This is a genomic window from Nocardia sp. CDC159 (assembly GCF_023740735.1).
In the GTDB taxonomy this organism is placed as follows: Bacteria; Actinomycetota; Actinomycetes; order Mycobacteriales; family Mycobacteriaceae; genus Nocardia; species Nocardia pulmonis.
Genome location: NZ_JAMRXH010000004.1, coordinates 51,348 through 73,639 on the forward strand (window position 1 = coordinate 51,348; position 22,292 = coordinate 73,639).

A 22,292-nucleotide genomic window follows, 5' to 3' on the forward strand; every position below is an offset into this window, starting at 1 on the left:
CCGCCGCTACCGTTCCTCGAAGCCGGTGATACCGCCTTGCGCGGCGCCCCAGTCTTCCACAACCAGATTCACTCGGCCAGGAGTGTTGCCGGAACGCAATAGAGTCAGCAGCCGCTCGCACGCCGCGCGCGGCCCCTCGGCGATCACGTGTACCCGCCCGTCGCTGGTGTTGCGGGCGTGCCCGACCAGGCCGAGTTCGAGCGCGCGCGAGCGGGTCCACCAGCGAAATCCCACACCCTGCACCTGCCCGTGCACCCACGCGCTCAGGCGGACCGATTCGTCCATCACGCGTCGATGTCGAACGAGAGCGTGACCTTGGTGCCGGTCTGCAGCGTCCGGCCCACGGTGCACACCTTGTCGATGGCCCGCTGCACGGTCACCAGCAGCCGCTCGCGCGCGGCCTCGTCGAGTTCGCTGAGGTCGAGTTCGACCACCTCGTCCAGCTGCGGGTACACCTCGTTCTCGCGGTCGGCCGCGCCCGCGACCCGGATCCGCACGTCGTAGTTCTCGCCGAGCCGGTTGGACAGCGGGAAGTCGGTGCTCATCCCCGTGCAGGCCGCCAGCGCGATCTTGAGCAGCTCACCGGGGGTGAACACGCCCTCGACACCCTCCGAGCCGATGAGCACCTCCGCACCGCGCGAGCTGCGACCGGTGTAGCGCCGGGTGCCGGTGCGCTCGACCCACAGTTCGGTGGGCGCGTTCGCGGTCGACGCCGGGGCGGGTGCAGCGGTCTGTTCAGCCATACCCCGATCCTGCCATTGGTGCGGACGCGCCCGCAGACCAGCCGAGGATCAGGACTGGAAGCGGTAGCCCATTCCGGCCTCGGTGAGCAGATGCTTGGGGTGCGAGGGGTCGTCCTCGAGTTTGCGTCGCAGCTGGGCGAGATAGACCCGCAGATAATGGGTTTCGGTCGCATACGACGGGCCCCACACCTCGCGCAACAGTTCGCGCCGTCCCACCAGTTTGCCCTGGTTGCGCACCAGCATCTCCAGCACACCCCATTCGGTGGGCGTGAGGTGCACGTCGTGGCCGTTCTTGGTGACCTTCTTGGCCGCGAGATCGACGGTGAACGAGGCGGTTTCGACGACCGGATCGGCGCTGTCGCCGCCCGCGGCCGAGCGCCGCACTGCCGCCCGCAGCCGGGCCAGCAGCTCGTCCATGCCGAACGGCTTGGTGACATAGTCGTCGGCTCCGGCGTCGAGGGCCTCGACCTTGTCGCTGGAGTCGGTGCGCGCCGACAGCACGATGACCGGCGCCTGGCTCCAGCCGCGCAGCCCGGCGAGCACGTCGATGCCGTCCATATCGGGCAGGCCCAGATCGAGCACCACCACGTCCGGATGCTTCTCCGCCGCCGCTCGCAGTGCCGCGGCGCCGTTGGCGGCGGTGATGACCTCGTAGCCGCGCACCGACAGATTGATGCGCAGCGCCCGCAGGATCTGCGGCTCGTCGTCGACCACGAGCACCTTCGTCGGCGCGGCCTGGGACTGGTCGCGCTCGCGAGGCCCTATCGCCGGTGTCGTCACCCGTTCTCCTGTTCTTGTTGATCAGCCGGCAGATCTATCACCATCGTCAGTCCCCCGCCCGGGGTCGGTTCGGCGTGCACCGTGCCGCCCATGGCCTCGACGAAACCGCGGACCACGGACAGTCCGAGTCCGACGCCGGTGGAGTTGTCCCGATCGCCGAGGCGCTGGAACGGTTCGAACAGCTGGTCCTCCAGGCCCGTGGGCACCCCGGGACCGTAATCGACGACGGTAACCGACACGCGATCGCCGGTGCGCTCGGCGGTCACCCGAATTGGCGTGTCGTTGGGGGAGTAGCGCAGCGCGTTGTCGATGAGGTTGGCCAGCACCCGCTCGAGCAGGCCGCTGTCGGCCCGCACCGAGACGTCGCCGACCTCGACCTTGATCCGGTCCACCGCCGCCCGGCGCACCCCGCGGGTGCCCATGCCGACGCCGACCACCGCGCGGCCCACCACCTCCTCCAGATAGACGCGCTTGAGCTGCGGCTTCACCACGCCCACGGCCAGCCGCGAGGAGTCGAGCAGATTGCCCACCAGGCCGGTGAGCTGATCGATCGATTCCTCCACGGTCTCGAGCAGTTCGGCGGTGTCCTCGGGGGAGAATTCGACGTCGTCGCTGCGCAGGCTCGACACCGCGGCCTTGGCCGCGGCCAGCGGAGTGCGCAGATCGTGGCTGACCGCCGAGAGCAGCGCGCGGCGCAACCGGTCGGCCTCGAGGACCCCCGCCGCGGCCTGGGCCTCGTCGGCGAGTTCGCGCTGGCGCACCAGGGCGGCGGCCTGACTGGCGACCGCGCCGAGCACCTGCCGGTCGGCCGGGGTGAGCGAGCGGCCGCTCAGCAGCAGCCGATGTTCGTCGTCACCGGCCTCGATCACGGTGTCGGCGTCGGCGATCCGCCGCGGCGGTTCCTCCCCGACGCACGCCAGCACCTCCTCCTCGGTGGCGAAGCTGACCGCCCGCTGACCGTAGGTCTCGCGGGCGCGCTCGAGCAGATCGGGCAGATCCGCGCCGTGCAGGATGGCCCCGGCGAATACCGTCAGCAGCTCGGCCTGGCGCGATGCCTGTCGCGCCTCGCGGGTGCGCTTGGCCGAGATGTCGACCAGCGCCGCCACCGCGATCGCGATCATCGCCATCACCACGATGGTGAGGAAGTTGTTCAGCTCGGCGATGGTGAGGCTCTGCCGCGGCGAGACGAAGAACCAGTTCAGCAGGACCCCGCCGAGGATCGCCGACAGCGCCGCCGGCGCGACGCCGCCCAGCAGCGACACCCCGATGACGCCGATGAAATACAGCGCGCTCTCGCCGTCGAGGTTCATGTGCCGGTCGAGCCAGAAGTAGCAGACGGCGGTGATCAGCGACGGCACCAGCAGCGCCACCAGCCACGACGACAGCTTGTGTTCCCGCGGTGTCAGCGACGACCACCGGAAACCGCGTTTGGCCTCCTCGTGGGTGACCATGTGCACGTCGATCTTTCCCGACATCTGCACCACCGTCGAGCCGATACCCTCGTCGAGGATGCGCGCCCAGCGCGAGCGCCGCGAGGTGCCCAGCACCAGCTGGGTGGCGTTGACCTGCCGGGCGAAATCCAGCAGCGCGGTCGGCACGTCCTCGCCGGTGACGGTGTGCAGGCTGGCCCCGAGGCTGTTGGCAAGATCGCGCAGCCGGGTCAGCCGCTGCGGCGAGACCCCCACCAGCCCGTCGCCGCGCACCACATGCACCACGATCAGCTCGGCGCTGGACTTCGTGGCGATGCGCCCGGCGCGGCGCACGATCGTCTCCGACTCCGGCCCGCCGGTCACCGCCACCACGACCCGCTCGCGGGCCTCCCACATATCGGTGATCTTGTGATCGGCCCGGTACTTCGCCAGCGCCGCGTCGACCTGATCGGCCAGCCACAGCAGCGCCAATTCCCGTAGCGCCGTGAGGTTTCCGGGGCGGAAGTAGTTGCGCAGCGCCGCGTCCACCTTGTCGGCGGCGTACACGTTGCCGTGGGACATCCTGCGCCGCAACGCCTCCGGCGTGATGTCGACCAGCTCGACCTGATCCGCACCGCGAACCACCCAGTCCGGCACCGTTTCCCGCTGCACCACCCCGGTGATCTGTTCGACCACGTCGTTGAGGCTCTCCAGGTGCTGCACATTGACCGTGGAGACGACATCAATTCCGGCGGCGAGGATTTCGTGGACATCCTGCCAGCGCTTGTCGTTCTTCGAGCCCGGCACGTTGGTGTGGGCGAGTTCGTCGATCAGCACCACGGCGGGCTTGCGGCGCAGGACCGCCTCGACATCGAGCTCCGGCATGGCGGCGCCGCGATAGGTCATCGCCTTCGTCGGGATCCGCTCGATGCCCTCCAGCAGCTCCGCGGTCTTCTTACGTCCGTGTGTCTCCACCACCGCGGCCACCACATCGCGACCGCGTTCCAGGCGCCGATGCGCCTCGGACAGCATCGCGAAGGTCTTCCCCACGCCGGGGGCCGCGCCTAGGTAGATGCGTAATTGGCCGCGTTTCACTCGTCCATCATCGCGCGCACGGCCGGTCCCGAGTCCCGCGGCACGCGCACCTCGCTCGGGGTGCCCGCGGTGGCGAGCACCCGCAGCAGCAGCGCGCAGGCCAGGAAGCCGAGAATGACACTCAGCGTGACCGCGAAGTCGGGCACGTCTTCTCCTCTGCAATCGGCGAACACCACACTGTGCGACGCGACCTGCGCTCGAACGGCGATATTGACGGTTTCTTGACGGCATCCGGGGCGACCTTGGCGGCCTGGCAACGGCAGCCCGGCGAGGCCCGTAAGCGGGCCGTCAATCCGGACGGGCGAGCCGATAAGAAGGCGTAAAGAGCCCGCTTTTCGACAAATTTTGACGCTGTACTCACTGCGGCGCATCAGGGTGCGCCGCCATCGAGGAGAGGTTTCGGCACACATGTCTGTCGTGGTGTTCACGCTGCTGACCGTGGGGATCTTCGCCCTGCTCGGCCTGATCCAGCGGGGAGTGGAACGGCTGTGACACAAAATTTCATCGGTCTCGTCCTGGCCATCGGCGTCGCCCTCTATCTGGTGGCCGCGCTGCTGTTCCCGGAAAGGTTCTAGGTGAACACGACAGTGTCGATTTGGCCATCGATCGTCTTCGTGGCGTCCCTGGTCATTGCGCTCGCCCTCGTCCACATCCCGCTCGGCGACTACATGTACCGGGTGTACTCGAGTACGAAGCACACCCGTGTCGAACGCCTCGTCTACCGCGCCATCGGCGTGCAGCCGGGCGTCGAGCAGAACTGGGCGGTGTACGCCCGCAGCGTGCTGGCCTTCTCGGCGATCAGCGTGCTGTTCCTGTTCTTCCTGCAGTTGGCGCAGGGCGCGCTGCCGCTGCACCCGACCGATCCGGGCACCGAGATGACCGCCGGTCTGGCCTGGAATACGGCGATCAGTTTCGTCACCAACACCAACTGGCAGAACTACGCCGGTGAGTCCACGCTCGGACATGTCGTGCAGATGTGCGGGCTGGCGGTGCAGAACTTCGTCTCGGCCGCCGTCGGCATGGGGGTGGCGATCGCGCTGGTCCGCGGCTTCGCCCGCAATCACACGAGCGATCTCGGCAATTTCTGGGTGGATCTGGTGAGGGGAACCATCCGAATCCTGCTGCCGATCTCGTTCGTCTTCGCGATCGTGTTCGTGGCCGCGGGCATGGTGCAGAACTTCCATGTCTTCGACCAGGTCGCCCAGACCGTCGGCAACACCGGTACGCAGACCCTGCCGGGCGGGCCGGTCGCCAGCCAGGAGGTCATCAAGGAACTCGGCACCAACGGCGGCGGCTTCTTCAACGTGAACGCGGCGCATCCGTTCGAGAACCCGACCACGTGGACGAACTGGCTCGAGATCTTCCTGATCCTGGTGATCCCGTTCGCGCTGCCGCGCACCTTCGGCCGCATGGTCGGCAGCCCGAAGCAGGGTGTGGCGATCGTGAGCGTCATGGCCACGTTGGCGATCATCAGCACGGCGTTGACGAACTTCTTCCAGCTGTGGCACCACGGCACCGTGCCGACCGCGGTCGGTGCGGCGATGGCCGATGTCGAAACCCGTTTCGGCGTATCGAATTCGGCGACCTATGCCGCGGCCACCACGCTCACCTCGACCGGTGCGGTCGACTCGGCGCACGACTCCTACACCAGCCTCGGCGGGCTGTGGCCGCTGTTCAATATGCAACTGGGTGAGGTCGCGCCCGGCGGTGTGGGCGCGGGCCTCTACGGCATGCTAATCCTGGCCGTGATCACCGTCTTCGTGGCCGGGCTGATGGTCGGCCGTACCCCGGAATATCTGGGTAAGAAGATCACGCCGCGCGAAATCAAGCTGGCCGCTTCCTATTTCCTCGTCAGCCCCCTGATCGTGCTGGTGGGCACGGCGGTCGCGATGGCGATGCCGGGTCAGCGTGCGAGCATGGCCAATACCGGCCCGCACGGGCTGACCGAGGTGCTGTACGCCTTCGCCTCCGCGGCCAACAACAACGGTTCGGCCTTCGCCGGTCTGTCCGGCAATACCGACTGGTACAACACCGCGCTCGGGCTGGCCATGGTCTTCGGCCGATTCGTTCCCATCATTCTCGTTCTCGCACTGGCCGGTTCGCTGGCCCGGCAGGGGCACACCCCGGAGTCGATCGGCACGCTGCCGACCCATCGGCCGCAGTTCGTCGGCATGGTCGTCGGCGTGACGCTCATCCTGGTCGCCCTGACCTTCCTGCCCGCGCTGGCGCTCGGGCCGCTCGCCGAAGGAATCCACTCATGAGCACCCCCACCCTCGAATCCGCAGCTGCGACATACGAATCCGCGCCCGCGCCGAAGGGACGGGTGTCGGGCGGCCTGTTCGATCCGAAGATGCTGCTCAGGTCGCTGCCGGAGGCCTTCCGGAAGCTGGACCCGCGCACGCTGTGGCGCAATCCGGTGATGCTGATCGTGGAGCTGGGCGCGGTCTGGTCCACGATTCTGGCGGTCGCGAAGCCGACCTTCTTCGCCTGGACCATCGTGGTCTGGCTGTGGCTGACGGTACTTTTCGCGAATCTGGCCGAGGCCGTCGCGGAGGGCCGCGGCAAGGCGCAGGCCGATACGTTGCGTAAGGCCAAGTCCGACACCGTCGCTCGTCGGCTCGTCGAATGGCATCCGGGCCAGGAGCGGGTCACCGAGGAGCAGGTCGCGGCGCCGCAACTGCAGCGCGGTGACTACGTCGTGGTCGAGGCCGGGCAGGTGATTCCCGGTGACGGCGATGTGGTGGAAGGCATTGCGTCGGTGGACGAGTCGGCCATCACCGGGGAATCCGCGCCGGTGATCCGCGAGTCGGGCGGCGACCGTTCGGCGGTGACCGGCGGCACCACGGTGCTGTCCGATCGGATCGTCGTCAAGATCACCCAGGAGCCCGGTGGCTCGTTCATCGACAAGATGATCGCGCTGGTGGAGGGCGCCTCGCGGCAGAAGACGCCGAACGAGATCGCGCTGAACATCCTGCTGGCGGCACTGACGATCATCTTCGTCTTCGCGGTGGCGACGCTGCAGCCGCTGGCCATCTTCGCCAAGTCCAACAATCCCGGCGTGCCCGACAGTCAGGCGCTGGACGGTAACGGCGTCACCGGCATCGTCATGGTGTCGCTGCTGGTCTGCCTGATCCCGACCACGATCGGCGCGCTGCTGTCGGCGATCGGCATCGCGGGCATGGATCGGCTGGTGCAGCGCAATGTGCTGGCGATGTCCGGGCGCGCGGTCGAGGCCGCGGGCGATGTGAACACCCTGCTGCTGGACAAGACCGGCACCATCACCCTGGGCAATCGCCAGGCCGCGGAATTCGTCCCTATGCCCGGCGTCACCGCGGACGAGATGGCCGATGCCGCACAGCTTTCCAGCCTTGCCGACGAGACGCCCGAGGGCCGCTCGATCGTGGTGTACGCCAAGCGGGCCCACAACAAGCGCGAGCGCACCCCGGGCGAGTTGACCGGTGCGACATGGGTGGAATTCACCGCCCAGACCCGCATGTCGGGTGTGGACCTGCACGACGGGCATCAGCTGCGCAAGGGTGCGGCCAGTGCGGTGACCGAGTGGATCCGCTCGCACGGCGGCGCGGTGCCCGACGAGGTCGGCGTGATCGTCGACGGCGTCTCGGCCTCCGGCGGCACTCCGCTGGTGGTCGGCGAGATCGCGGCGGGAAAGGCCCGGCTGCTCGGCGTGATCCATCTCAAGGACGTCGTGAAGCAGGGCATGCGTGAGCGATTCGACGAGATGCGGCGCATGGGTATTCGCACGGTCATGATCACCGGCGACAATCCGTTGACGGCCAAGGCGATTGCCGATGAGGCCGGGGTGGACGACTTCCTCGCCGAGGCCACGCCCGAGGACAAGCTGGCGCTGATCCGGAAGGAGCAGGACGGTGGCCGCCTGGTCGCCATGACCGGTGACGGCACCAACGACGCGCCCGCGCTGGCCCAGGCCGATGTCGGCGTCGCCATGAACACCGGTACCTCGGCGGCCAAGGAGGCCGGGAACATGGTCGATCTGGATTCGGATCCGACCAAGCTGATCGAGATCGTGGAGATCGGCAAGCAGTTGCTGATCACCCGCGGCGCGCTGACCACCTTCTCCATCGCCAACGACATCGCCAAGTACTTCGCGATCATTCCCGCGCTGTTCGTGGTGCTGTTCCCCGGCCTGGACGTGCTCAACATCATGCGGCTGCACAGCCCGCAGTCGGCGATCCTGTCGGCGGTGATCTTCAACGCCCTGGTCATCGTGGCGCTGATCCCGCTGGCGCTGCGCGGGGTGAACTATCGCCCGTCCAGTGCGTCGAAACTGCTGTCGCGCAATCTGGCCATCTACGGTGTCGGCGGCATCATCGCGCCGTTCATCGGCATCAAGATCGTCGACCTTGTCGTCCAATTCCTCCCTGGGATGTAGTGATCATGCGTATGTCAACCTGGATCCGGCAACACATCGCGGCGCTGCGCGCGCTGCTGGTGCTGACCGTGATCACCGGAATCGCCTATCCCGTGGCGGTTTTCGCGGTCGCCCAGCTGCCCGGTCTGCACGACAAGGCCGAGGGCTCGCTGCTCGGGCAGGACGGCAGAATCGTCGGCTCGAGCTTGATCGGGCAGGCCTTCACCGATGGCAACGGCAAGGCGCTGGTGCAGTACTTCCAGAGCCGCCCGTCGTCCTCCGGCAAAGGCGACGGCTACGACCCGACCTCGACCAGCTTCACCAACCTGGGCCCGGAGAGCATCGTCGACACCCTCGACGCCGACCCCGCCGACGTGAAGCGCAGCCTGCTGTCCCAGGTGTGTGCGCGCAGCAAGGACATCGGTGAGCGGGAAGGTGTTTCGGGCGCCCGCCCGTTCTGCACCCCCGGTGGCGTCGGAGCCGTCCTGTCGGTCCTCGGCCCCCGCGACGCGCGCGGCCGGGTGACCAAGCCCACCAAGGTGGTCAGCATCAACGAGGCCTGCCCCGCCAAGCCCTTCCTGGACGCCTACGCGGGCGTGAAGGTCGACTGCGCGACCCCCGGCGAGGACTACTCGACCGGCCAGATCGTCCCCCTCATCGGCGACGCCCCGTCCACCACCCCCGTCCCCCCCGACGCCGTGGTCACCTCGGCCTCCGGCCTGGACCCCCACATCTCCCCGGCCTACGCGGCCCTGCAAGTACCCCGAATAGCCAAGGCCCGCAACATCTCCGAGGCCCAGGTCCAATCCCTGGTTACCACCCACACCGACGGCCGCGACCTCGGTTTCCTCGGCGAGCCCCGCGTCAATGTACTGGAGCTGAATCTGGATCTGGACCGGCAGTATCCGTATCGGGGCTGAGGTTCGCGTCCGATCCGGCGTAGTTCGTCGTTCGCGTGATTTCCGCGGCTATCCTCATGACACAGACCGACAGTCGGAGGGCCGGGTGGACAGCGTCGCGTCGCTGTGGGACGAGTTGGACGAGCAACTTCTGCCACTGCTACGCGGCTACCGGCGGAATCTATCCGGATTGCGAGTCGATACGAAATCGGACCGCACTCTCCTGTCGGAGGCCGACGTCGCCGCCCAGACCGTGATCGTCGAGGCGGTGCGGCGGCGCTTTCCGGACGCGGGATTCGTCGCGGAGGAGGATCATTCGGGCCTGGTGACGTCGGGGGATCCCCTATGGATCATCGACCCGATCGACGGTACGAGCGAGTTCGTGAGAGCCGACGGCCGCGAGTTCTGCTCCGTGGTTTGCCGAGTGGACGCGGGAATTCCCACGGCCACATACATTCTCGCGCCGGAACTGGGTATCGGCCGGTCGGCTCTGTCGATCCGCTGGGCCGACGAGGTCACGGTGAACGGGCGGGCCGCGGTACCACTGCCGCGGGTGCCGGTACCGCGACGAGCCTCGGTCACGCGCAGCAAAGGGTCGACGCCCCGGCGGTTCGAGTTCGCGCTCACCGCCGCCGGCGCCGAGGTGAAACTCCGCACCACATCCCAGACCCTGGATATGGTTCGGACCTGCATCGACCTGTCGGACTGCACCGACATCGTTGGAAGCTTCGATCTGTTCTATCGCCCGAATCAGAAGGTGTGGGACGGTGCGGCCGGTATCGGATTGAGCCTGGCGACCGGACGGTCCGCCGTGGATGGATTCGGAACCGACGCGGTGCCCTTCGACGAAGCCCTGTGGAAACAGCGGGAGCCGCTCTTTTCCGAAACCATTATCGGCAGCCCCGAGTGCGTCCGCTGGTTCGTGGATGTGCTTGCCCGCTCTCGGAGTGGTTGATGTCGCATCGAGTCATGGTGGATGTGACAACCTTCACCAGCGCGGAAGAATTCATGTTGTCACAGAATCACGCGACGCCGACGCGGCCCCGGGACCCGTTCGCGCAGCAGTGCTATGCCGAACTGGTGCAGTCCCTGATCTACTTCGACGAAGTACTGGTTCCGCACCCGACGAATCCGATGCCGACCCCGGCCGATTTCGGCGATTACCCGCGAATCCTCTGCCATCTGTTCGATCTCGGAATTGCCGCACCCCTTCGGATTCCGCCGGATACTGCTCCCGCGCTCTTGGCGGCGGAGCGCGATGCGGTGGAGACGTTGAAGCTGACCGGAGTCGACACCGTTTCTCGATACATCGAGAAGACCGTGCAGGCGGATCGTGAGATGGGTCGGCGAGTCGGCGGGCAACGACTGCTGCCCAAGATCGCCGCGTGGACCGACTACCAGATGGAGAACATCCGCACCGAACGTCATCACGGTGCACGCATTGCCCTGGGGAGTGGGGCGGACGGGGTCGAGGGTGACGAATTCGGGCGTTGGGCGCGGGCGTCTTCCTATGTAATGGAGGGGCAACTGCGCAGACTCCTCCCGGACAGCGATCGGCAGCTGTGGTTGGTTGCCAATCTCGTACGCTCGCTTCGTTATTCGGCGCGGGCGAAGGTCGGCAAGGTCGGATACACCCCACATCCGGTCCGGCGTGACTTCGCCGTCATGTTCGATCTCTTCGACGACGGTGCCCACGACAGCACCATCGATGCGGTCATTTCGGCGATTCGGGGGATTCCGGGCGAGATCGGCAAGGTTGCCCGATCGTCGCGGGGTCGTCGTCTGGAACTGCTGGAATACGAACTTCCCCTGCTGGGCGGTCGGTTGTGGTCACCTCGCGATCGGGGAAGGTTCGACGATGAGCGCTGGTTGGAGCTCGCCTGCGGACGAATGGACGAATATCGCAGCCGCGCCGCGGATTTCCGTCGGGTACTGGCCCGATGTGAGACCGAGGAGGATGTGCGGCGGCTCGAGTTCGATATCCAGGGCGTGCGCGATCAGCTACTCAGGCGGCTGGGTCTGGACTCCGCACCCGCCAACGAGACGGAAAACTCCCTCGTGAACACCGCAGCCTCGGTGACCCAGTGGGCGGCGGGCGGCGTTCCTGTCACCACTTTGATGCGCCTCGTCTTCGGTACCTTGCGGCGGCATTCGGACACCCTGGAGTACTCGCACCAGAAGTTTCTGTACCGCGAGTTCGCCCGCGGGATCTGACCGGCTCAGGCGGCCGGGCGACGAGTCGCGGCGTGGTGGTGGTCGATCAGGCTCAGTAGGCCGTCGACCGCGGCGAGGGAGGACCACTCGTTTCGGTGGATCAGCTCCGGGTACCGGTCGGAGCGGGCGACGAAGGCGGACTCGGCCGCCGACCAGCGGACGTGGACCGATCCCAGGATCGTCTCGGTGGTCATCGCTGGATTCACCAACCTCTCGCAGTAGTTCGGAGCTTTCATTGAACATCCCGAAAGAGGGTAGGAGCGGGGCGTTTACGGTTTTCTTCTGATGTCGGTGGGGGGAAATTACCGATTTCCTACGCTCTGTCGTAGGGGACGCGGGCGGGGGGTGCTGTACGATCGTACTGTACGAATGTATGGAGGTCGTATGGGTACGAAGTGGTCGGTGGCGGCTGGTGTGCTGATGGTGTTGGTGGGGGTGGTGTTGTTCGTCGTGTTTCGGGGGGTCGAGACGCCGGTTGCGGGGTTGCGGCAGGTGGGGGTCGTGCTCTTCGTGATCGGAGTGGTGGAGTTGGTGGCGCTGGGGTATGCGAGGGTGCGGGGGTTCGGGCGGTGCTGATGGCGGGGGAGCATGTGCTGGAGGCGGTGCTCACGGTGCTGGCCGAGCGGGGGGTCGAGGCGTTGAGTGTGCGGAGCGTGGCGGCGGCGGCGCGGGTGTCCCCGGCGCAGGTGCAGTATTACTACCGGACCAAGACCGATCTGATCCGGTCCGGATTCGCTTATGCCGGTGCGCGGTTTCTCGCCGATGTTCGAGAAGCGGCGCCGAATACTCTGCGCGACATCGTTTTTCAGTGGCTGCCGCTCGACGAGCGTCGGGATCGGCGGGCGCGGGTGTGGCTGGCCTATGCGGGGCTGGCGGCCGTGGATCCGGTACTGGCCCGCGAATCCGCGTCCTTGGACGCGGATCTGCGGGCCTGGTACGTCGACGCCGGGCTGACCGAGAGCGAGGCCGTGCAACTGCTCGCCCTCGTGGACGGTCTGACACTGCACTGCCTGGTGCTACCGATGGCGGAGCGAAAGGCGTTGGTGGACGAGGGCATCGAGCCGTACGCGGGGCTGCTCGGCCGGTCGGCCGGGGTGGGGCCGCGGTGAGCTCGCGGTTCAGGCGTTCTCGTCGAGTACCTCGCGCAGCTTCTTCGCGAAGGCCTCGGGCTGACCGGGGTAGCCGAACTCACCGTCGAGGAAGCCGCCGTGATGACTCGGGAAGACCGCCGCCCGCTGATTCAGCAGTGCGGCCGTGGCGATGGCGGTGCGGGCGGTGACGGTGTCGCCGGTCTCCTCGCCCACGGCGAGCACGATCCGGGTGGGCGCCGCGGTCAGCGCGGCCACGTCCGGGCGGTAGGCGGTCACGGCCGCGGACCGGTCGGACAGCAGCGGATCGTCGCGGGAGCCATCGTCCTCGGTCGGCAGGCCGAACTGCGCGGGGTCGGGCGCGGGCTGGTCGAGGTAGGCGTCGGTGAACTCGCCCTGCCATGCGGTCATCGCCAGGAATCCGGCCATGCCCGCGCCGAAACCCTTGGCCTGGTAGGCGTCTCGGTAACCGGCGCGGGCCCGCTCGGCGGCGTCGGCGTCGGGGAGCACGGTCAGCAGCGGCGGCTCGTGGGCAACGAGGGTGGCGACATCGCCGGGATGGGCCGCCACCAGCGCCAGCGCGGTGACCGCGCCGCCGCTGCTGGCGAACATGTCCACCGGACCCGCGTCGAGCGCGGTGATCACGGCGTGCACATCCTCGGCCTGCACCTCGGGAACGCTGTCCACGCGCCCGTCCTTGCGAATGCTGCGCCCGAGCCCGCGCGGGTCGTAGGTGATCACGGTGCGATCGGGGAAGTGCGCGGCCAGCGCGCGGAAGCCGCTGGCGTCCATGGGCTGGCCGATCATGAACAGCGGCGGACGGCCATCGGCGGTGGGCAGCGGGCCGTGCACGTCGTAAACCAGGTCGACATCGGGCGTTTCCAGGGTGTGCGTGGTCTTCATGTTCATGTCGACGGCGCCCGCGCCGGAAATTCATCGGCCCGCGCGCCCGAGATCCGTCCGGCATCCCCGCCGGGATGCCGGACGGTGACGACTCAGGACGTGGCCGTCTGCCGCTTGGGCAGCTTCCATCCCGGTCGCGGGAAATGGCAGGTGTAGCCGTCCGGATACCGCATCAGGTAGTCCTGATGCTCGGGCTCGGCCTCCCAGAACTCGCTGGCCGGGGTCACCTCGGTGACCACCTTGCCGGGCCACAGGCCCGAGGCGTCGACATCGGCGATGGTGTCCAGCGCGACGCGCTTCTGCTCGTCGTCGAGGTAGAAGATCGCCGACCGGTAGCTGGTACCGATGTCATTGCCCTGTCGGTCCCTGGTGGTCGGATCGTGGATCTGGAAGAAGAATTCCAGCAGCGCCCGATAGTCCGTCCGCTCGGGGTCGTAGACGATTTCCACCGCCTCCGCGTGACCGGGATGGTTGCGATAGGTGGGATGATCGTTGCGGCCGCCGGTGTAGCCCACCCGCGTGGACAGCACGCCCGGCTGCCTGCGGATGAGATCCTGCATGCCCCAGAAGCATCCGCCCGCCAGAATCGCCGTACGCGTAGTGCTCACGACGTCACCTCGCTGGCGCTCGGTGCCGTCGTGCGCGCGGCGCGCTGTGCTGATGGTTCGGTCGCAAACTCCCTCACGCGTCCTCCTTCGTGAACAAAGTGCGGTACTGCCCATATCCCTCCGCCTCGAGGTCGTCGAGGTGGATGAAGCGCAGCGCCGCCGAATTGATGCAGTATCGCAGGCCGCCCGCCTCGCGGGGGCCGTCGGTGAACACATGGCCGAGATGGCTGTCGCCGTGGCTCGAGCGCACCTCGGTGCGGATCATCAGATGGCTGAGGTCCCGCTTCTCGACCACGTTGCCGGGGTCAAGGGGCCGGGTGAAGCTCGGCCAGCCGCTGCCGCTGTCGAACTTGTCGACCGAGGCGAACAATGGCTCACCGGACACCACATCCACGTAGATACCCGGCTCGTGGTTGTCCCAGTACTCGCCGGTGAACGGCCGCTCGGTCCCGTTCTTCTGGGTGACGTGATACTGCTCCGGCGACAGCGCGGCGACGGCCGCGGGATTGCGGTTGTATTCGCGTGCCATATGACCTCCTCATATCGACACCCGGTACAACCCGCGTCGCGCTCTGGAAAGTTCCGCCGCGCGCGGGCGTCATACTTCGGTCATATCTCGGCCAATACGCCGCGTGAACGAGGGCGCGTCGTGCCCGCGGTTGACCGTGGATGGGCCGCACGGGCGATGTGGCGGGCGGGCCGGGCCGCTAGCGTGGGGTAATGGCCTGGCCCGCAACGTCTCCCGTTTCTTCCGGCGGCCGGATCGCCGAGGTCGACATACTGCGCGGATTCGCGCTGTTCGGGATTCTGATCACCAACGCGGTGGTGCTGACCGGAATTCTCACCTCGGACGCGCCCATGGGGACGGAGCGGTTCTGGGTACACCACGACCCGGCCGACCGGATGACCGACGCGGTGATCGAGGCGCTGTTTCTCGGGCGGTTCTATCTGCTGTTCGCATTTCTGTTCGGGTACTCGTTCACCCTGCAGTTGGAGGCCGCGCGACGGGCGGGGGCGTCGGGGCCGTGGCGGCTGCTGCGGCGCTGCGGGGCGCTGTTCCTCGTCGGAGTCGTCCATGTGCTGTTCCTGTGGGTCGGCGACATCCTCACGCTCTACGCGTTCCTGGGCCTGATCCTGTTGCTGCTGCGCAAGATTCGGCCGCGGACCGCGATCGTGGCCGGGACCTTCCTCTACGTGGTGTATTGGCTGCCGAGCTTCCTGCCCGGCGACGATGATCTGCCGCTGGGAGAGTGGCTGCACGTGGCGCAATTGACCTCCGGATTCGCGGGAAGTGCCGCCGACACATTCCGCGCCCAGCTGGAGGTGGGGCCGCGGTTCGCCCTGCTGATCTGGTTCGGTCAGGGCGTCACCAGCCTCGGCATGTTCCTGCTCGGCCTGGCGGCGGGCAAGGCGCAGCTGTTCCGCGATCGCGAGCGACTGCGGCGCTGGACGCCCCGGGCCATGTGGATCGGCTTCGGAATCGGCCTGCCGGTCTCCGCGATCACCTTCGCCGACGTGGCCGCTCTCGTCCACCTGCCGAGCTGGTGGTCCGGCGTGCAGGAGCTGATCAACCCGCTGATGACCTTCGCCTACGTGGCCGTCGTACTCCACCTGAGCACCACCCGCTGGGCCTCGGCGACCGGCCTGCTCGCCCCCGCCGGTCGGATGGCGGCGAGCAACTACATCGGACAGTCCGTGGTCCTGCTGCTGCTCTACAGCGGCTACGGTCTGTCCGCCCGCATCCCGGCCCTGGCCGTCGTCGCGCTGGGCGTGCTGACCTTCGCCCTGCAGGTGGTGATCAGCCGCTGGTGGCTCACCGGCCACGCCTACGGCCCGGTCGAATGGGTACTGCGCGCGGCGACCTACGGGGTGATACCGCGCTGGCGGCGCAAGCCGGTCTCGTCGGCGCCGTGAACCGCGTCCCGCAGCGGCGCTTTCGCGAGGGTGTGCACCACGGATGCGCCCGACAGTGTGATCCGCAGGACGCCGGGGATCGCGGTGGCGACATCCCAGCTGCCCGCGGTGTTGGTCCGGATCAGGCCCGCCACGGCGAGCATCCGGAGCGTGCGGCCGAGCTCGCTGCCCGGCATCGCGGCGGCGAGTTCGCGAGCGGTGCGCGGTCGTGCGGCAAGGGCTTCGAGTACCTCGACCGCGTACCGATGGTCGACCAGCTCACGTAACCAGGCGTTGGCCTTCATGTCTCCATTGCAGCCCCCGGCCGAGGGGAAGTGTGGCTCGTTAACGGTTCCCTGACCTGGATGACCTCGAATTTTTCGGGATGTTGGCGGGGGCGAGAAATGTTGCGGCAACGGGATTATCGAAAATGATCTTTAAGGCCGGGCTTCAAAGTTCTTTAGACTCACGGTGTTACGGCCCCTCGAGTGCTTGCTCTTGTTAGCGTTATGCGAACGTTATGCGACCTCTTCTAGGGGAATTGATGAGTTCGAGTTCGGCTAGATTTCGTTCTATTTCCGCTACCGTCGGAGTTTCCGCATTCGCGGCGCTGGCCATTGCCGGTGCACCGGCCGCCACGGCGGCTCCCGAGGGCAAGTCTCCGGTCGACGAGGTGATCAGCCTCACCAACAAGGAACGGCAGAAGGCGGGTTTGAAGCCGCTGAAGGCCGACAAGCATCTCGCCGAGGCGGCCCAGGCGCACGCCAAGGACATGGCGGCCAAGGGCTTCTTCGGGCACAAATCGTCCAAGGGGGACGTGGAGGATCGGCTCAGCGAGGCCGGGTACAAGGCGAAGACCTCGGAAGAAAATATCGCGAAGGGCCAGAAAAGCCCCGCCGAGGTCGTCCAGGCCTGGATGAAGGATCCGCAGCGTCGCGCGAACATCCTCAACGCGGGGCTCAAGGAAATCGGTGTCGGCTACGCCAAGAGTAAGGACGGAAAGACCTACTGGACACAGGATTTCGGCACGTCGAGCGGTAAGAGCGAGGATAAGGACGACAAGGGCAAGGACGATAAGAAGGACGACAAGAAGAAGGAAGACAAGGAAAAGAAGGACGACAAAAAGGACAAGGGTAAGGACGACAAGGGGGAGAAGGACAAGGGCAAGGACAAGCCCTCGGGTGGCGACAAGCCCGGCGGCGATGAGGACAAGGCCGGTGGGGGCGGGGACGACAAGCCCGGCGGCGGTGACGAATCCAGCGGCGGCGACGAGGACAAGCCCGGCGGCGGTGACGAGGCTGGTGGCGGTGACGAAGCCGGTGGGGGTGACGAGGCTGGTGGCGGTGACGAAGCCGGTGGGGGTGACGAGGCTGGTGGCGGTGACGAAGCCGGTGGGGGTGACGAGGCTGGTGGCGGTGACGAAGCCGGTGGGGGTGACGAAGCCGGGGGCGGCGAGGATGCCGGGGACGGCGGCGGGGATTCGGAAAATCCGTGGGGTGACCTGTTCGGCGGTGACGAGGACGCCGGGGACGGCGGCGGTGGGGATTCGGAAAGCCCGCTGGGTGACCTGTTCGGCGGCGACGAGGACGCCGGGGACGGCGGCGGTGGGGATTCGGGAAACCCGCTGGGTGACCTGTTCGGCGGCGACGAGGGTGCCGACGCCGGCGACCTTTTCGGTGACGGTGGCGACGGTGGCGATCTGTTCGGCGGGGGCGGCGGCGACGGTCTCGGCGACCTGTTCGGTGGCGACGGTGGCGACCTCTTCGGCGGCGGTGACGGCCTGGGTGACCTGTTCGGCGGTGACGGCGGCGGCGACCTGTTCGGTGGCGGCGGCGACCTGTTCGGCGGTGGCGGCGACCTGTTCGGCGGTGGCGGCGACCTGTTCGGTGGCGGCGGCGACCTGTTCGGCGGTGGCGGATTCGGCGACCTCGCCGGTATCGGCGGCGGTTTCGGCGGCTGGTGACCCACCAGACGCCGCGATTCTCGAAGTGACATAAGGCAATTCGCCTCTCAACTCGCAACAAAGGAAGACATCTCATGGGTAAGCACAGCGCGAAAAGCACCTCGGTCGGCTCGGTCCGACTGGCCATGCTCTCGATGACCGCATTGGTGACCACCGCGGCGTTCACCGAGCTCTCCGCCGCCCCGGCCGGTGCGACCACGACCCAGGCCAAGCTGGAAAGCGCCCCGGTGCAGACGCAGCTCCCGGTCCAGGCGTCGGCCCCGGCCCGCCATCAGGCGGCCCCGGTCGCCGCGGCCAAGGCGAAGCCGGTCAAGCACGTCAAGGCGGCGAAGAAGGCCAAGGGCAAGAAGGGTAAGAAGAGCGAGGGCGGCGGCGATCTCGGTCAGCTGGTGCAGGGTCTGGCCGGGCTGGCCAAGACCGGCAGCTCCGCCGCCGGAGGACTGGGGAAGGTCCTCGGCAGCGGGAGCGGCGGCGCGGGCGGCCTCGGCAAGGCCCTGACCGGCAGCGCGGGCCTGGGTAGCAGCGAGGGTCTGGGTAGCGCGGGCGCGGGTCTGGGCAGTGCGGCCCCGCTGTTGATGTTGGGCCTGGGCTCCATCTGACAGTGACGCATCCGACCGATACCGAACTCCTCGTCGCGCATCCGGGCCCGGCGGCCACCCTGACCCTGGACTGGGATCTGGTGGCCTGCAACGAAGAATGGGCCGCGGTGTTCACCGGTCTGCGGACCGGCGACAATCTGCTCGAATGGCTGTTCACCAGCCCGGATGCGCGACGCCTGCCGGAATGGCGGACCACGGCCCGGCACATGCTGCTCTGGTATGTGGACGGTCAGCTGCGCAACGGCGGCGAGGGGCACGCCCTGGCCGCGCTGCGCCCGCTGGCGACCACGAGCCGGGCCATCCGCTCACTGCTGGCCGATACCGACGAAGCCGAGGTGGAGGTCGTCTTCGCCGAGGGCGCGCCGGTCGAGGTCCCCGACCCCGAGACCGGCGACGTCCGCACCTATCGATTCGGCCCGGAGTCGCTGACCCGGTTCGATCCCGCGACGGCCCGGGAGGCGACCATCGGCTACACCATGCGAGGCACGATGTGCGGGCAGTGAGCTCAACGCAGCGCGCTGCCCGCTTGCCACTCGTCCCACGGAATCGTCCAGTCGCCGTTGTTCCACGATTGCTGCGGCGGGCCCGTGGTGTTGCGGATCTCCACCACATCCCCGGGCAGAGACCAGTTGTAGAACCATTTGGCGTTCTCGCCGTTGAGGTTGAGGCAGCCGTGCGAGAGGTTCTGGCTGCCCTGCGCCCAGACGGTCGAATCCAGCTGGTGCAGGTAGATGCCGTCGCCGCTGATGCGGGTCGCCCAGTTGATGGTCTCCTTGTAGCCCAGGCGGGAGTTGACCGGCAGACCGTAGGTGGAGGAGTCCATGATGACCGGATTGCCCTTGTCCATCACGGTGTAGATGCCCGCGGGCGTGTTGAAGTAGATGGTCTTGTTGCCGACCTGCTCGCTGCCGCCGCGACCCATCGAGGTGGGCATGGTGCGGATGAGTTTGCCGTTCTCGAACACCTGCACGTGCTTGGTGTTGTCGTCGGCGATGGACACGTGCGAGGGGCCGATGACGAAGGAGGTCTTGGCATCCTCCTGCCCGTACAGGCCCTGACCGAATTGCACGCCGTAGAGTTTGGCCTGCACCGAGACCTTCGTGCCTGGGGCCCAATACTTTTCGGGCCGCCAGTGGGCGTTGCGCTTGTCCATCCAGTACCAGGAGCCCGTCACCGGCGGGTCGGTGGTGACGGTCAGCTGCTTCTCGGCCGCGGCCTTGTCCGGGATGTCCTCGTCGAAGTGCGCGACGATCACCGTGCCCACCCCGTAGGTGCCGCCCTCGGCCAGCGGTTGACCGAGTGTGGTGTTCAGATACACCTTGGTCTGGTTGCTGGGCGTGATGGTGGCGAACGAGGACTTCAACGGACCGGTCGGCCCGCTGATCGAAATCCCTTGGGCCGTCACGGTATAGGTGTGGTTGTAGCCCAGCGGGCCCGTCGGCTTCCACGCCGTGCGATCCGGCGTCAGGATGCCTTCCACGGGTTTGCCCTGCTCATTGGCCATGGTGACATCGGTCAGGATGCCGTCGGAGGCGCTCACCTCGATCTTGCCCAGCGGGTCGACATTCTTGCTGCCGTCCCCCGGCGTCACCGTGATGATCGGCGCGGCCGGGCCTGCGGTTCCCGGCGCCGGTTTCGGCGTGGTTCCCGACGAAGATGAGCACGCGGCCAACAGCATCGTCACCAGGGCGAATCCCGTGGCGATACCGAATCGGCAGCGGCGACCTGACATGGTGTCTCCTGCACTCGCCGTGCGCGCGGACGGGCAGACCCCCGCGGCGCACCAATCGCCTGACTGTCTTGACGGGTAGTTTACGGGGCGGGCGCGGCACGCGGCACCCCGAGGTGTTGCCCCAGGTTTACGCGACGGTCGCTGGGGTACTCCAGCTACCGGTGTGTGTCTGTAGCGAGGTGGTATCGGTATGACCGCGAACCTGATGATCGTGGAGGACGACGACCGGGTCAGAAGCGCCCTGCGGCTGGCCATGGAGGATGAAGGATACGACGTCGCGGAGGCCGAGGAGGCCGAATACGCGCTCGAGCATCTGCGTGACAACGGCGCGCCGGATGTGATGATCGTGGATCTGATGTTGGGCGATATGGACGGCTTCTCCTGTATTCGGGAGATCCGCCGGGATCACGACGTCCCGATCATCGTGGTGAGCGCGCGCGACGACACCCACGACGTGGTGGCCGCGCTCGAGGCCGGTGCCGACGACTTCGTGACCAAACCCTTCGAGATCAAGGAGATCACCGCGCGCATGCGCGCGCTGCGGCGGCGCGCCCAGCAGTTCACCGAGCCGCCCGCACCCCAGGAGGTGGTGCTCGACGCCGATCCCGAAGCGCCGCTGCTGCTTTCGCCGGATGCCGGGATCGTGCGCCGGGGCGAGGAGGAACTGCATCTGACCCTGACCGAATTCCGGCTGCTGTGCGAACTGGCCGAAACCCCCGGCCGGGTGCTCTCGCGCAGCGTGCTGCTCGAACGGGTCTGGGACCGTGGTTTTTTCGGTGACGAGCGGATCGTCGACGTGCACGTGCGGCGGTTGCGCACCAAGATCGAGCGGGATCCGTCGGATCCGGTGATCGTGGTGACGGTGCGCGGCCTGGGCTATCGACTGGATGTACAGCGTTAGCGCGGGACGCCGATCGCTGCCGCGGCGCCAGAGTCTGCGCGCCCGAACGGTTTTCGCCTTCGCCGCCACGGCCGGGCTGGTCTCGGCGTTGCTCGCGGCGACCGTGGCGCTGTTCGACCGCGGGTTCTGGGAGACCCTGATCGCCTGCGCGATCGCGGGCACCGGAATCGGCGCGGTCTTCGGGCTGTGGCTGTCGCGGCGGCTGCTGGAACCGCTGCGCCAGGTGACCGGCACCGCGGCCCGCATCGCCTCCGGACAGCTGAGCACCCGGCTGCCCGATACCGACGATCCGGATCTGGCGCCGACGGTGGACGCCTTCAACGCCATGGTCGATTCGCTGCAACGGCGCATCGATCGGGAACGACGGCTGGTGGGCGATGTGAGCCATGAATTGCGCACGCCGCTCACCACATTGACCACCAGCGTCGGCGTGATGACCCGGCACAAGGACGAGCTGCCGGAGCGTTCGCGCCGCGCGCTGGATCTGGTGCGCGCCGAACTGGACCATCTGCGGCGGCTGCTCGACGACCTGCTGGCTCTCGCGCGCGCGGAGGCGCGCATGCACGGCGCCGACGCCGAACCGCTGTCGGTGCGCGATCTGCTCACCCACACGCTCGCGGAACTGCGCTGCCCGCCCGATCTGTTGCGATCCGATGTCGACGCGATCGTGCTGGGGCGCAAGCTGGAATTGGAACGGGCCGTGGTGAATCTGCTCGACAACGGCGACCGGCACGGCGGCGGTGTGATCGCCGTGGGCGTGCGGCGGGTCGGCGGCGAGGTGGTGATCACCGTCGACGACGCGGGTCCCGGTGTGGCGCCGCAGGATCGCGAGCGCATCTTCGACCGGTTCGTCACCGTGCGGCGCGGACGCGGTTCCGCGACGGGTACGGGCATCGGTCTGGCGCTCGTCGCGGAAACCGTTGCCGCGCACGGCGGTCGCGTCGAATGTGAGGACCGTCACGGCGGCGGCGCGCGATTCAGCGTGTGGTTGCCGATAAGTGAGGAAACTCACTGAAAATGCCGGTGTAACACGACTGTAATGAAGCCGACAGGTTGGCCTCAAACTTTCTTGGCA

The 22,292-nt window shown here is 67.5% G+C and carries 26 protein-coding genes; 15 read left to right on the forward strand and 11 right to left on the reverse strand.

Features of this window, described 5'->3' with window-relative positions:
• Positions 1-6 precede the first annotated feature (6 nt).
• Genes NDR87_RS10110 through NDR87_RS10130 form a run of 5 tightly spaced genes read right to left on the reverse strand, consistent with a single transcriptional unit; the run spans position 7 to position 4,173 of the window.
• The gene (locus NDR87_RS10110) at positions 7-285 is read right to left on the reverse strand and encodes an acylphosphatase (protein ID WP_251910912.1); all 279 of its coding nucleotides are present in this window, start codon (positions 283-285) and stop codon (positions 7-9) included.
• The gene (locus NDR87_RS10115; protein WP_251910913.1) at positions 285-743 is read right to left on the reverse strand and encodes an OsmC family protein; all 459 of its coding nucleotides are present in this window, start codon (positions 741-743) and stop codon (positions 285-287) included. The genes NDR87_RS10110 and NDR87_RS10115 overlap by 1 nt, the downstream gene beginning before the upstream one ends.
• Before the next feature lie 48 nt (positions 744-791).
• Positions 792-1,523, reverse strand: coding sequence for a response regulator (locus NDR87_RS10120; RefSeq protein ID WP_308212073.1), 732 nt, complete (start codon positions 1,521-1,523; stop codon positions 792-794).
• The gene (locus tag NDR87_RS10125) at positions 1,520-4,027 is read right to left on the reverse strand and encodes a sensor histidine kinase KdpD (protein WP_251910914.1); all 2,508 of its coding nucleotides are present in this window, start codon (positions 4,025-4,027) and stop codon (positions 1,520-1,522) included. The genes NDR87_RS10120 and NDR87_RS10125 overlap by 4 nt, the downstream gene beginning before the upstream one ends.
• Positions 4,024-4,173, reverse strand: a complete 150-nt coding sequence (locus NDR87_RS10130) for a hypothetical protein (protein WP_251910915.1) — start codon at positions 4,171-4,173, stop codon at positions 4,024-4,026. Before NDR87_RS10130 ends, NDR87_RS10125 begins: the two co-directional genes overlap by 4 nt.
• 199 nt (positions 4,174-4,372) lie before the next feature.
• On the opposite strand from NDR87_RS10130, the gene NDR87_RS10135 reads away from it, so the two are divergent.
• From NDR87_RS10135 to NDR87_RS10165, 7 genes are all read left to right on the forward strand, one after another.
• A complete protein-coding gene (locus NDR87_RS10135) occupies positions 4,373-4,519 on the forward strand; it encodes a hypothetical protein (protein ID WP_251910916.1) in 147 nt (48 codons plus the stop codon).
• Positions 4,516-4,602: a K(+)-transporting ATPase subunit F gene (gene kdpF, locus NDR87_RS10140; RefSeq protein ID WP_251911820.1), complete on the forward strand. Its 87-nt coding sequence runs from the start codon at positions 4,516-4,518 to the stop codon at positions 4,600-4,602. Before NDR87_RS10135 ends, kdpF begins: the two co-directional genes overlap by 4 nt.
• A 12-nt stretch (positions 4,603-4,614) precedes the next feature.
• A complete protein-coding gene (gene kdpA / locus NDR87_RS10145; RefSeq protein ID WP_372494144.1) occupies positions 4,615-6,288 on the forward strand; it encodes a potassium-transporting ATPase subunit KdpA in 1,674 nt (557 codons plus the stop codon).
• Positions 6,285-8,438, forward strand: coding sequence for a potassium-transporting ATPase subunit KdpB (gene kdpB, locus NDR87_RS10150; protein ID WP_286013356.1), 2,154 nt, complete (start codon positions 6,285-6,287; stop codon positions 8,436-8,438). The genes kdpA and kdpB overlap by 4 nt, the downstream gene beginning before the upstream one ends.
• A gap of 5 nt (positions 8,439-8,443) precedes the next feature.
• Positions 8,444-9,337: a potassium-transporting ATPase subunit C gene (locus NDR87_RS10155; RefSeq protein WP_251910918.1), complete on the forward strand. Its 894-nt coding sequence runs from the start codon at positions 8,444-8,446 to the stop codon at positions 9,335-9,337.
• 85 nt (positions 9,338-9,422) lie between these two features.
• Entirely contained in the window at positions 9,423-10,271 is an 849-nt protein-coding gene (locus NDR87_RS10160; protein ID WP_251910919.1) for an inositol monophosphatase family protein, read from the forward strand.
• Between the two features lie 14 nt (positions 10,272-10,285).
• On the forward strand, positions 10,286-11,530 hold the full coding sequence (locus NDR87_RS10165; protein ID WP_251910920.1) for a hypothetical protein: 1,245 nt from the start codon (positions 10,286-10,288) through the stop codon (positions 11,528-11,530).
• Between the two features lie 5 nt (positions 11,531-11,535).
• On the opposite strand, the gene NDR87_RS10170 is transcribed toward NDR87_RS10165, so the two are convergent.
• Positions 11,536-11,724 (reverse strand): hypothetical protein, encoded by a 189-nt coding sequence (locus tag NDR87_RS10170; RefSeq protein WP_251910921.1) that lies wholly within the window; start codon positions 11,722-11,724, stop codon positions 11,536-11,538.
• 190 nt (positions 11,725-11,914) lie between these two features.
• Between NDR87_RS10170 and NDR87_RS10175 the strand changes: the two genes are divergently transcribed.
• Together NDR87_RS10175 and NDR87_RS10180 are read left to right on the forward strand one after the other, a co-directional pair.
• Positions 11,915-12,106, forward strand: a complete 192-nt coding sequence (locus tag NDR87_RS10175; RefSeq protein ID WP_251910922.1) for a hypothetical protein — start codon at positions 11,915-11,917, stop codon at positions 12,104-12,106.
• Complete coding sequence (locus tag NDR87_RS10180; protein ID WP_251911822.1) at positions 12,106-12,639, forward strand: TetR/AcrR family transcriptional regulator; 534 nt, start codon at positions 12,106-12,108, stop codon at positions 12,637-12,639. The genes NDR87_RS10175 and NDR87_RS10180 overlap by 1 nt, the downstream gene beginning before the upstream one ends.
• 9 nt (positions 12,640-12,648) lie before the next feature.
• Here the strand turns inward: NDR87_RS10180 and NDR87_RS10185 are convergent, their stop codons facing one another.
• The 3 genes from NDR87_RS10185 to msrB all read right to left on the reverse strand — a co-directional run bounded on the left by NDR87_RS10185 (position 12,649) and on the right by msrB (position 14,658).
• Entirely contained in the window at positions 12,649-13,527 is an 879-nt protein-coding gene (locus NDR87_RS10185) for an alpha/beta fold hydrolase (protein WP_251910923.1), read from the reverse strand.
• A gap of 86 nt (positions 13,528-13,613) precedes the next feature.
• On the reverse strand, positions 13,614-14,129 hold the full coding sequence (gene msrA / locus NDR87_RS10190; RefSeq protein ID WP_251910924.1) for a peptide-methionine (S)-S-oxide reductase MsrA: 516 nt from the start codon (positions 14,127-14,129) through the stop codon (positions 13,614-13,616).
• A gap of 73 nt (positions 14,130-14,202) precedes the next feature.
• A complete protein-coding gene (gene msrB / locus NDR87_RS10195; RefSeq protein ID WP_251910925.1) occupies positions 14,203-14,658 on the reverse strand; it encodes a peptide-methionine (R)-S-oxide reductase MsrB in 456 nt (151 codons plus the stop codon).
• A 191-nt stretch (positions 14,659-14,849) separates the two neighbouring features.
• Between msrB and NDR87_RS10200 the strand changes: the two genes are divergently transcribed.
• Positions 14,850-16,043 (forward strand): DUF418 domain-containing protein, encoded by a 1,194-nt coding sequence (locus NDR87_RS10200; protein WP_251910926.1) that lies wholly within the window; start codon positions 14,850-14,852, stop codon positions 16,041-16,043.
• Here NDR87_RS10200 and NDR87_RS10205 read toward each other — a convergent pair.
• Complete coding sequence (locus tag NDR87_RS10205; protein ID WP_251910927.1) at positions 15,992-16,327, reverse strand: hypothetical protein; 336 nt, start codon at positions 16,325-16,327, stop codon at positions 15,992-15,994. The genes NDR87_RS10200 and NDR87_RS10205 overlap by 52 nt on opposite strands.
• A 239-nt stretch (positions 16,328-16,566) precedes the next feature.
• On the opposite strand from NDR87_RS10205, the gene NDR87_RS10210 reads away from it, so the two are divergent.
• From NDR87_RS10210 to NDR87_RS10220, 3 genes are all read left to right on the forward strand, one after another.
• Positions 16,567-17,985, forward strand: coding sequence for a CAP domain-containing protein (locus NDR87_RS10210; protein WP_251910928.1), 1,419 nt, complete (start codon positions 16,567-16,569; stop codon positions 17,983-17,985).
• A 74-nt stretch (positions 17,986-18,059) separates the two neighbouring features.
• A complete protein-coding gene (locus NDR87_RS10215; protein WP_251910929.1) occupies positions 18,060-18,584 on the forward strand; it encodes a hypothetical protein in 525 nt (174 codons plus the stop codon).
• 2 nt (positions 18,585-18,586) lie between these two features.
• The gene (locus NDR87_RS10220; protein ID WP_251910930.1) at positions 18,587-19,087 is read left to right on the forward strand and encodes a hypothetical protein; all 501 of its coding nucleotides are present in this window, start codon (positions 18,587-18,589) and stop codon (positions 19,085-19,087) included.
• Positions 19,088-19,089: 2 nt separating this feature from the next.
• Here the strand turns inward: NDR87_RS10220 and NDR87_RS10225 are convergent, their stop codons facing one another.
• A complete protein-coding gene (locus tag NDR87_RS10225; protein ID WP_251910931.1) occupies positions 19,090-20,316 on the reverse strand; it encodes an Ig-like domain-containing protein in 1,227 nt (408 codons plus the stop codon).
• Between the two features lie 190 nt (positions 20,317-20,506).
• Between NDR87_RS10225 and NDR87_RS10230 the strand changes: the two genes are divergently transcribed.
• Positions 20,507-21,217: a response regulator transcription factor gene (locus NDR87_RS10230; protein ID WP_251910932.1), complete on the forward strand. Its 711-nt coding sequence runs from the start codon at positions 20,507-20,509 to the stop codon at positions 21,215-21,217.
• Positions 21,204-22,232, forward strand: a complete 1,029-nt coding sequence (locus tag NDR87_RS10235; protein WP_251910933.1) for a HAMP domain-containing sensor histidine kinase — start codon at positions 21,204-21,206, stop codon at positions 22,230-22,232. Before NDR87_RS10230 ends, NDR87_RS10235 begins: the two co-directional genes overlap by 14 nt.
• Positions 22,233-22,292: the final 60 nt, after the last annotated feature.

What these genes read in the sequence shown, in the direction of transcription:
- NDR87_RS10200 (WP_251910926.1), top strand. Translation starts at nt 14,850, where the DNA reads ATGGCCTGGCCCGCAACGTCTCCCGTTTCTTCCGGCGGCCGGATCGCC.
- NDR87_RS10115 (WP_251910913.1), bottom strand. Translation starts at nt 743, where the DNA reads ATGGCTGAACAGACCGCTGCACCCGCCCCGGCGTCGACCGCGAACGCG.
- NDR87_RS10155 (WP_251910918.1), top strand. Translation starts at nt 8,444, where the DNA reads ATGCGTATGTCAACCTGGATCCGGCAACACATCGCGGCGCTGCGCGCG.
- NDR87_RS10215 (WP_251910929.1), top strand. Translation starts at nt 18,060, where the DNA reads ATGGGTAAGCACAGCGCGAAAAGCACCTCGGTCGGCTCGGTCCGACTG.
- NDR87_RS10185 (WP_251910923.1), bottom strand. Translation starts at nt 13,527, where the DNA reads ATGAACATGAAGACCACGCACACCCTGGAAACGCCCGATGTCGACCTG.
- NDR87_RS10180 (WP_251911822.1), top strand. Translation starts at nt 12,106, where the DNA reads ATGGCGGGGGAGCATGTGCTGGAGGCGGTGCTCACGGTGCTGGCCGAG.
- NDR87_RS10225 (WP_251910931.1), bottom strand. Translation starts at nt 20,316, where the DNA reads ATGTCAGGTCGCCGCTGCCGATTCGGTATCGCCACGGGATTCGCCCTG.
- NDR87_RS10175 (WP_251910922.1), top strand. Translation starts at nt 11,915, where the DNA reads ATGGGTACGAAGTGGTCGGTGGCGGCTGGTGTGCTGATGGTGTTGGTG.
- NDR87_RS10110 (WP_251910912.1), bottom strand. Translation starts at nt 285, where the DNA reads ATGGACGAATCGGTCCGCCTGAGCGCGTGGGTGCACGGGCAGGTGCAG.
- NDR87_RS10230 (WP_251910932.1), top strand. Translation starts at nt 20,507, where the DNA reads ATGACCGCGAACCTGATGATCGTGGAGGACGACGACCGGGTCAGAAGC.
- kdpB (WP_286013356.1), top strand. Translation starts at nt 6,285, where the DNA reads ATGAGCACCCCCACCCTCGAATCCGCAGCTGCGACATACGAATCCGCG.
- NDR87_RS10170 (WP_251910921.1), bottom strand. Translation starts at nt 11,724, where the DNA reads ATGACCACCGAGACGATCCTGGGATCGGTCCACGTCCGCTGGTCGGCG.
- NDR87_RS10205 (WP_251910927.1), bottom strand. Translation starts at nt 16,327, where the DNA reads ATGAAGGCCAACGCCTGGTTACGTGAGCTGGTCGACCATCGGTACGCG.
- msrB (WP_251910925.1), bottom strand. Translation starts at nt 14,658, where the DNA reads ATGGCACGCGAATACAACCGCAATCCCGCGGCCGTCGCCGCGCTGTCG.
- NDR87_RS10235 (WP_251910933.1), top strand. Translation starts at nt 21,204, where the DNA reads ATGTACAGCGTTAGCGCGGGACGCCGATCGCTGCCGCGGCGCCAGAGT.
- NDR87_RS10165 (WP_251910920.1), top strand. Translation starts at nt 10,286, where the DNA reads ATGGTGGATGTGACAACCTTCACCAGCGCGGAAGAATTCATGTTGTCA.
- NDR87_RS10210 (WP_251910928.1), top strand. Translation starts at nt 16,567, where the DNA reads ATGAGTTCGAGTTCGGCTAGATTTCGTTCTATTTCCGCTACCGTCGGA.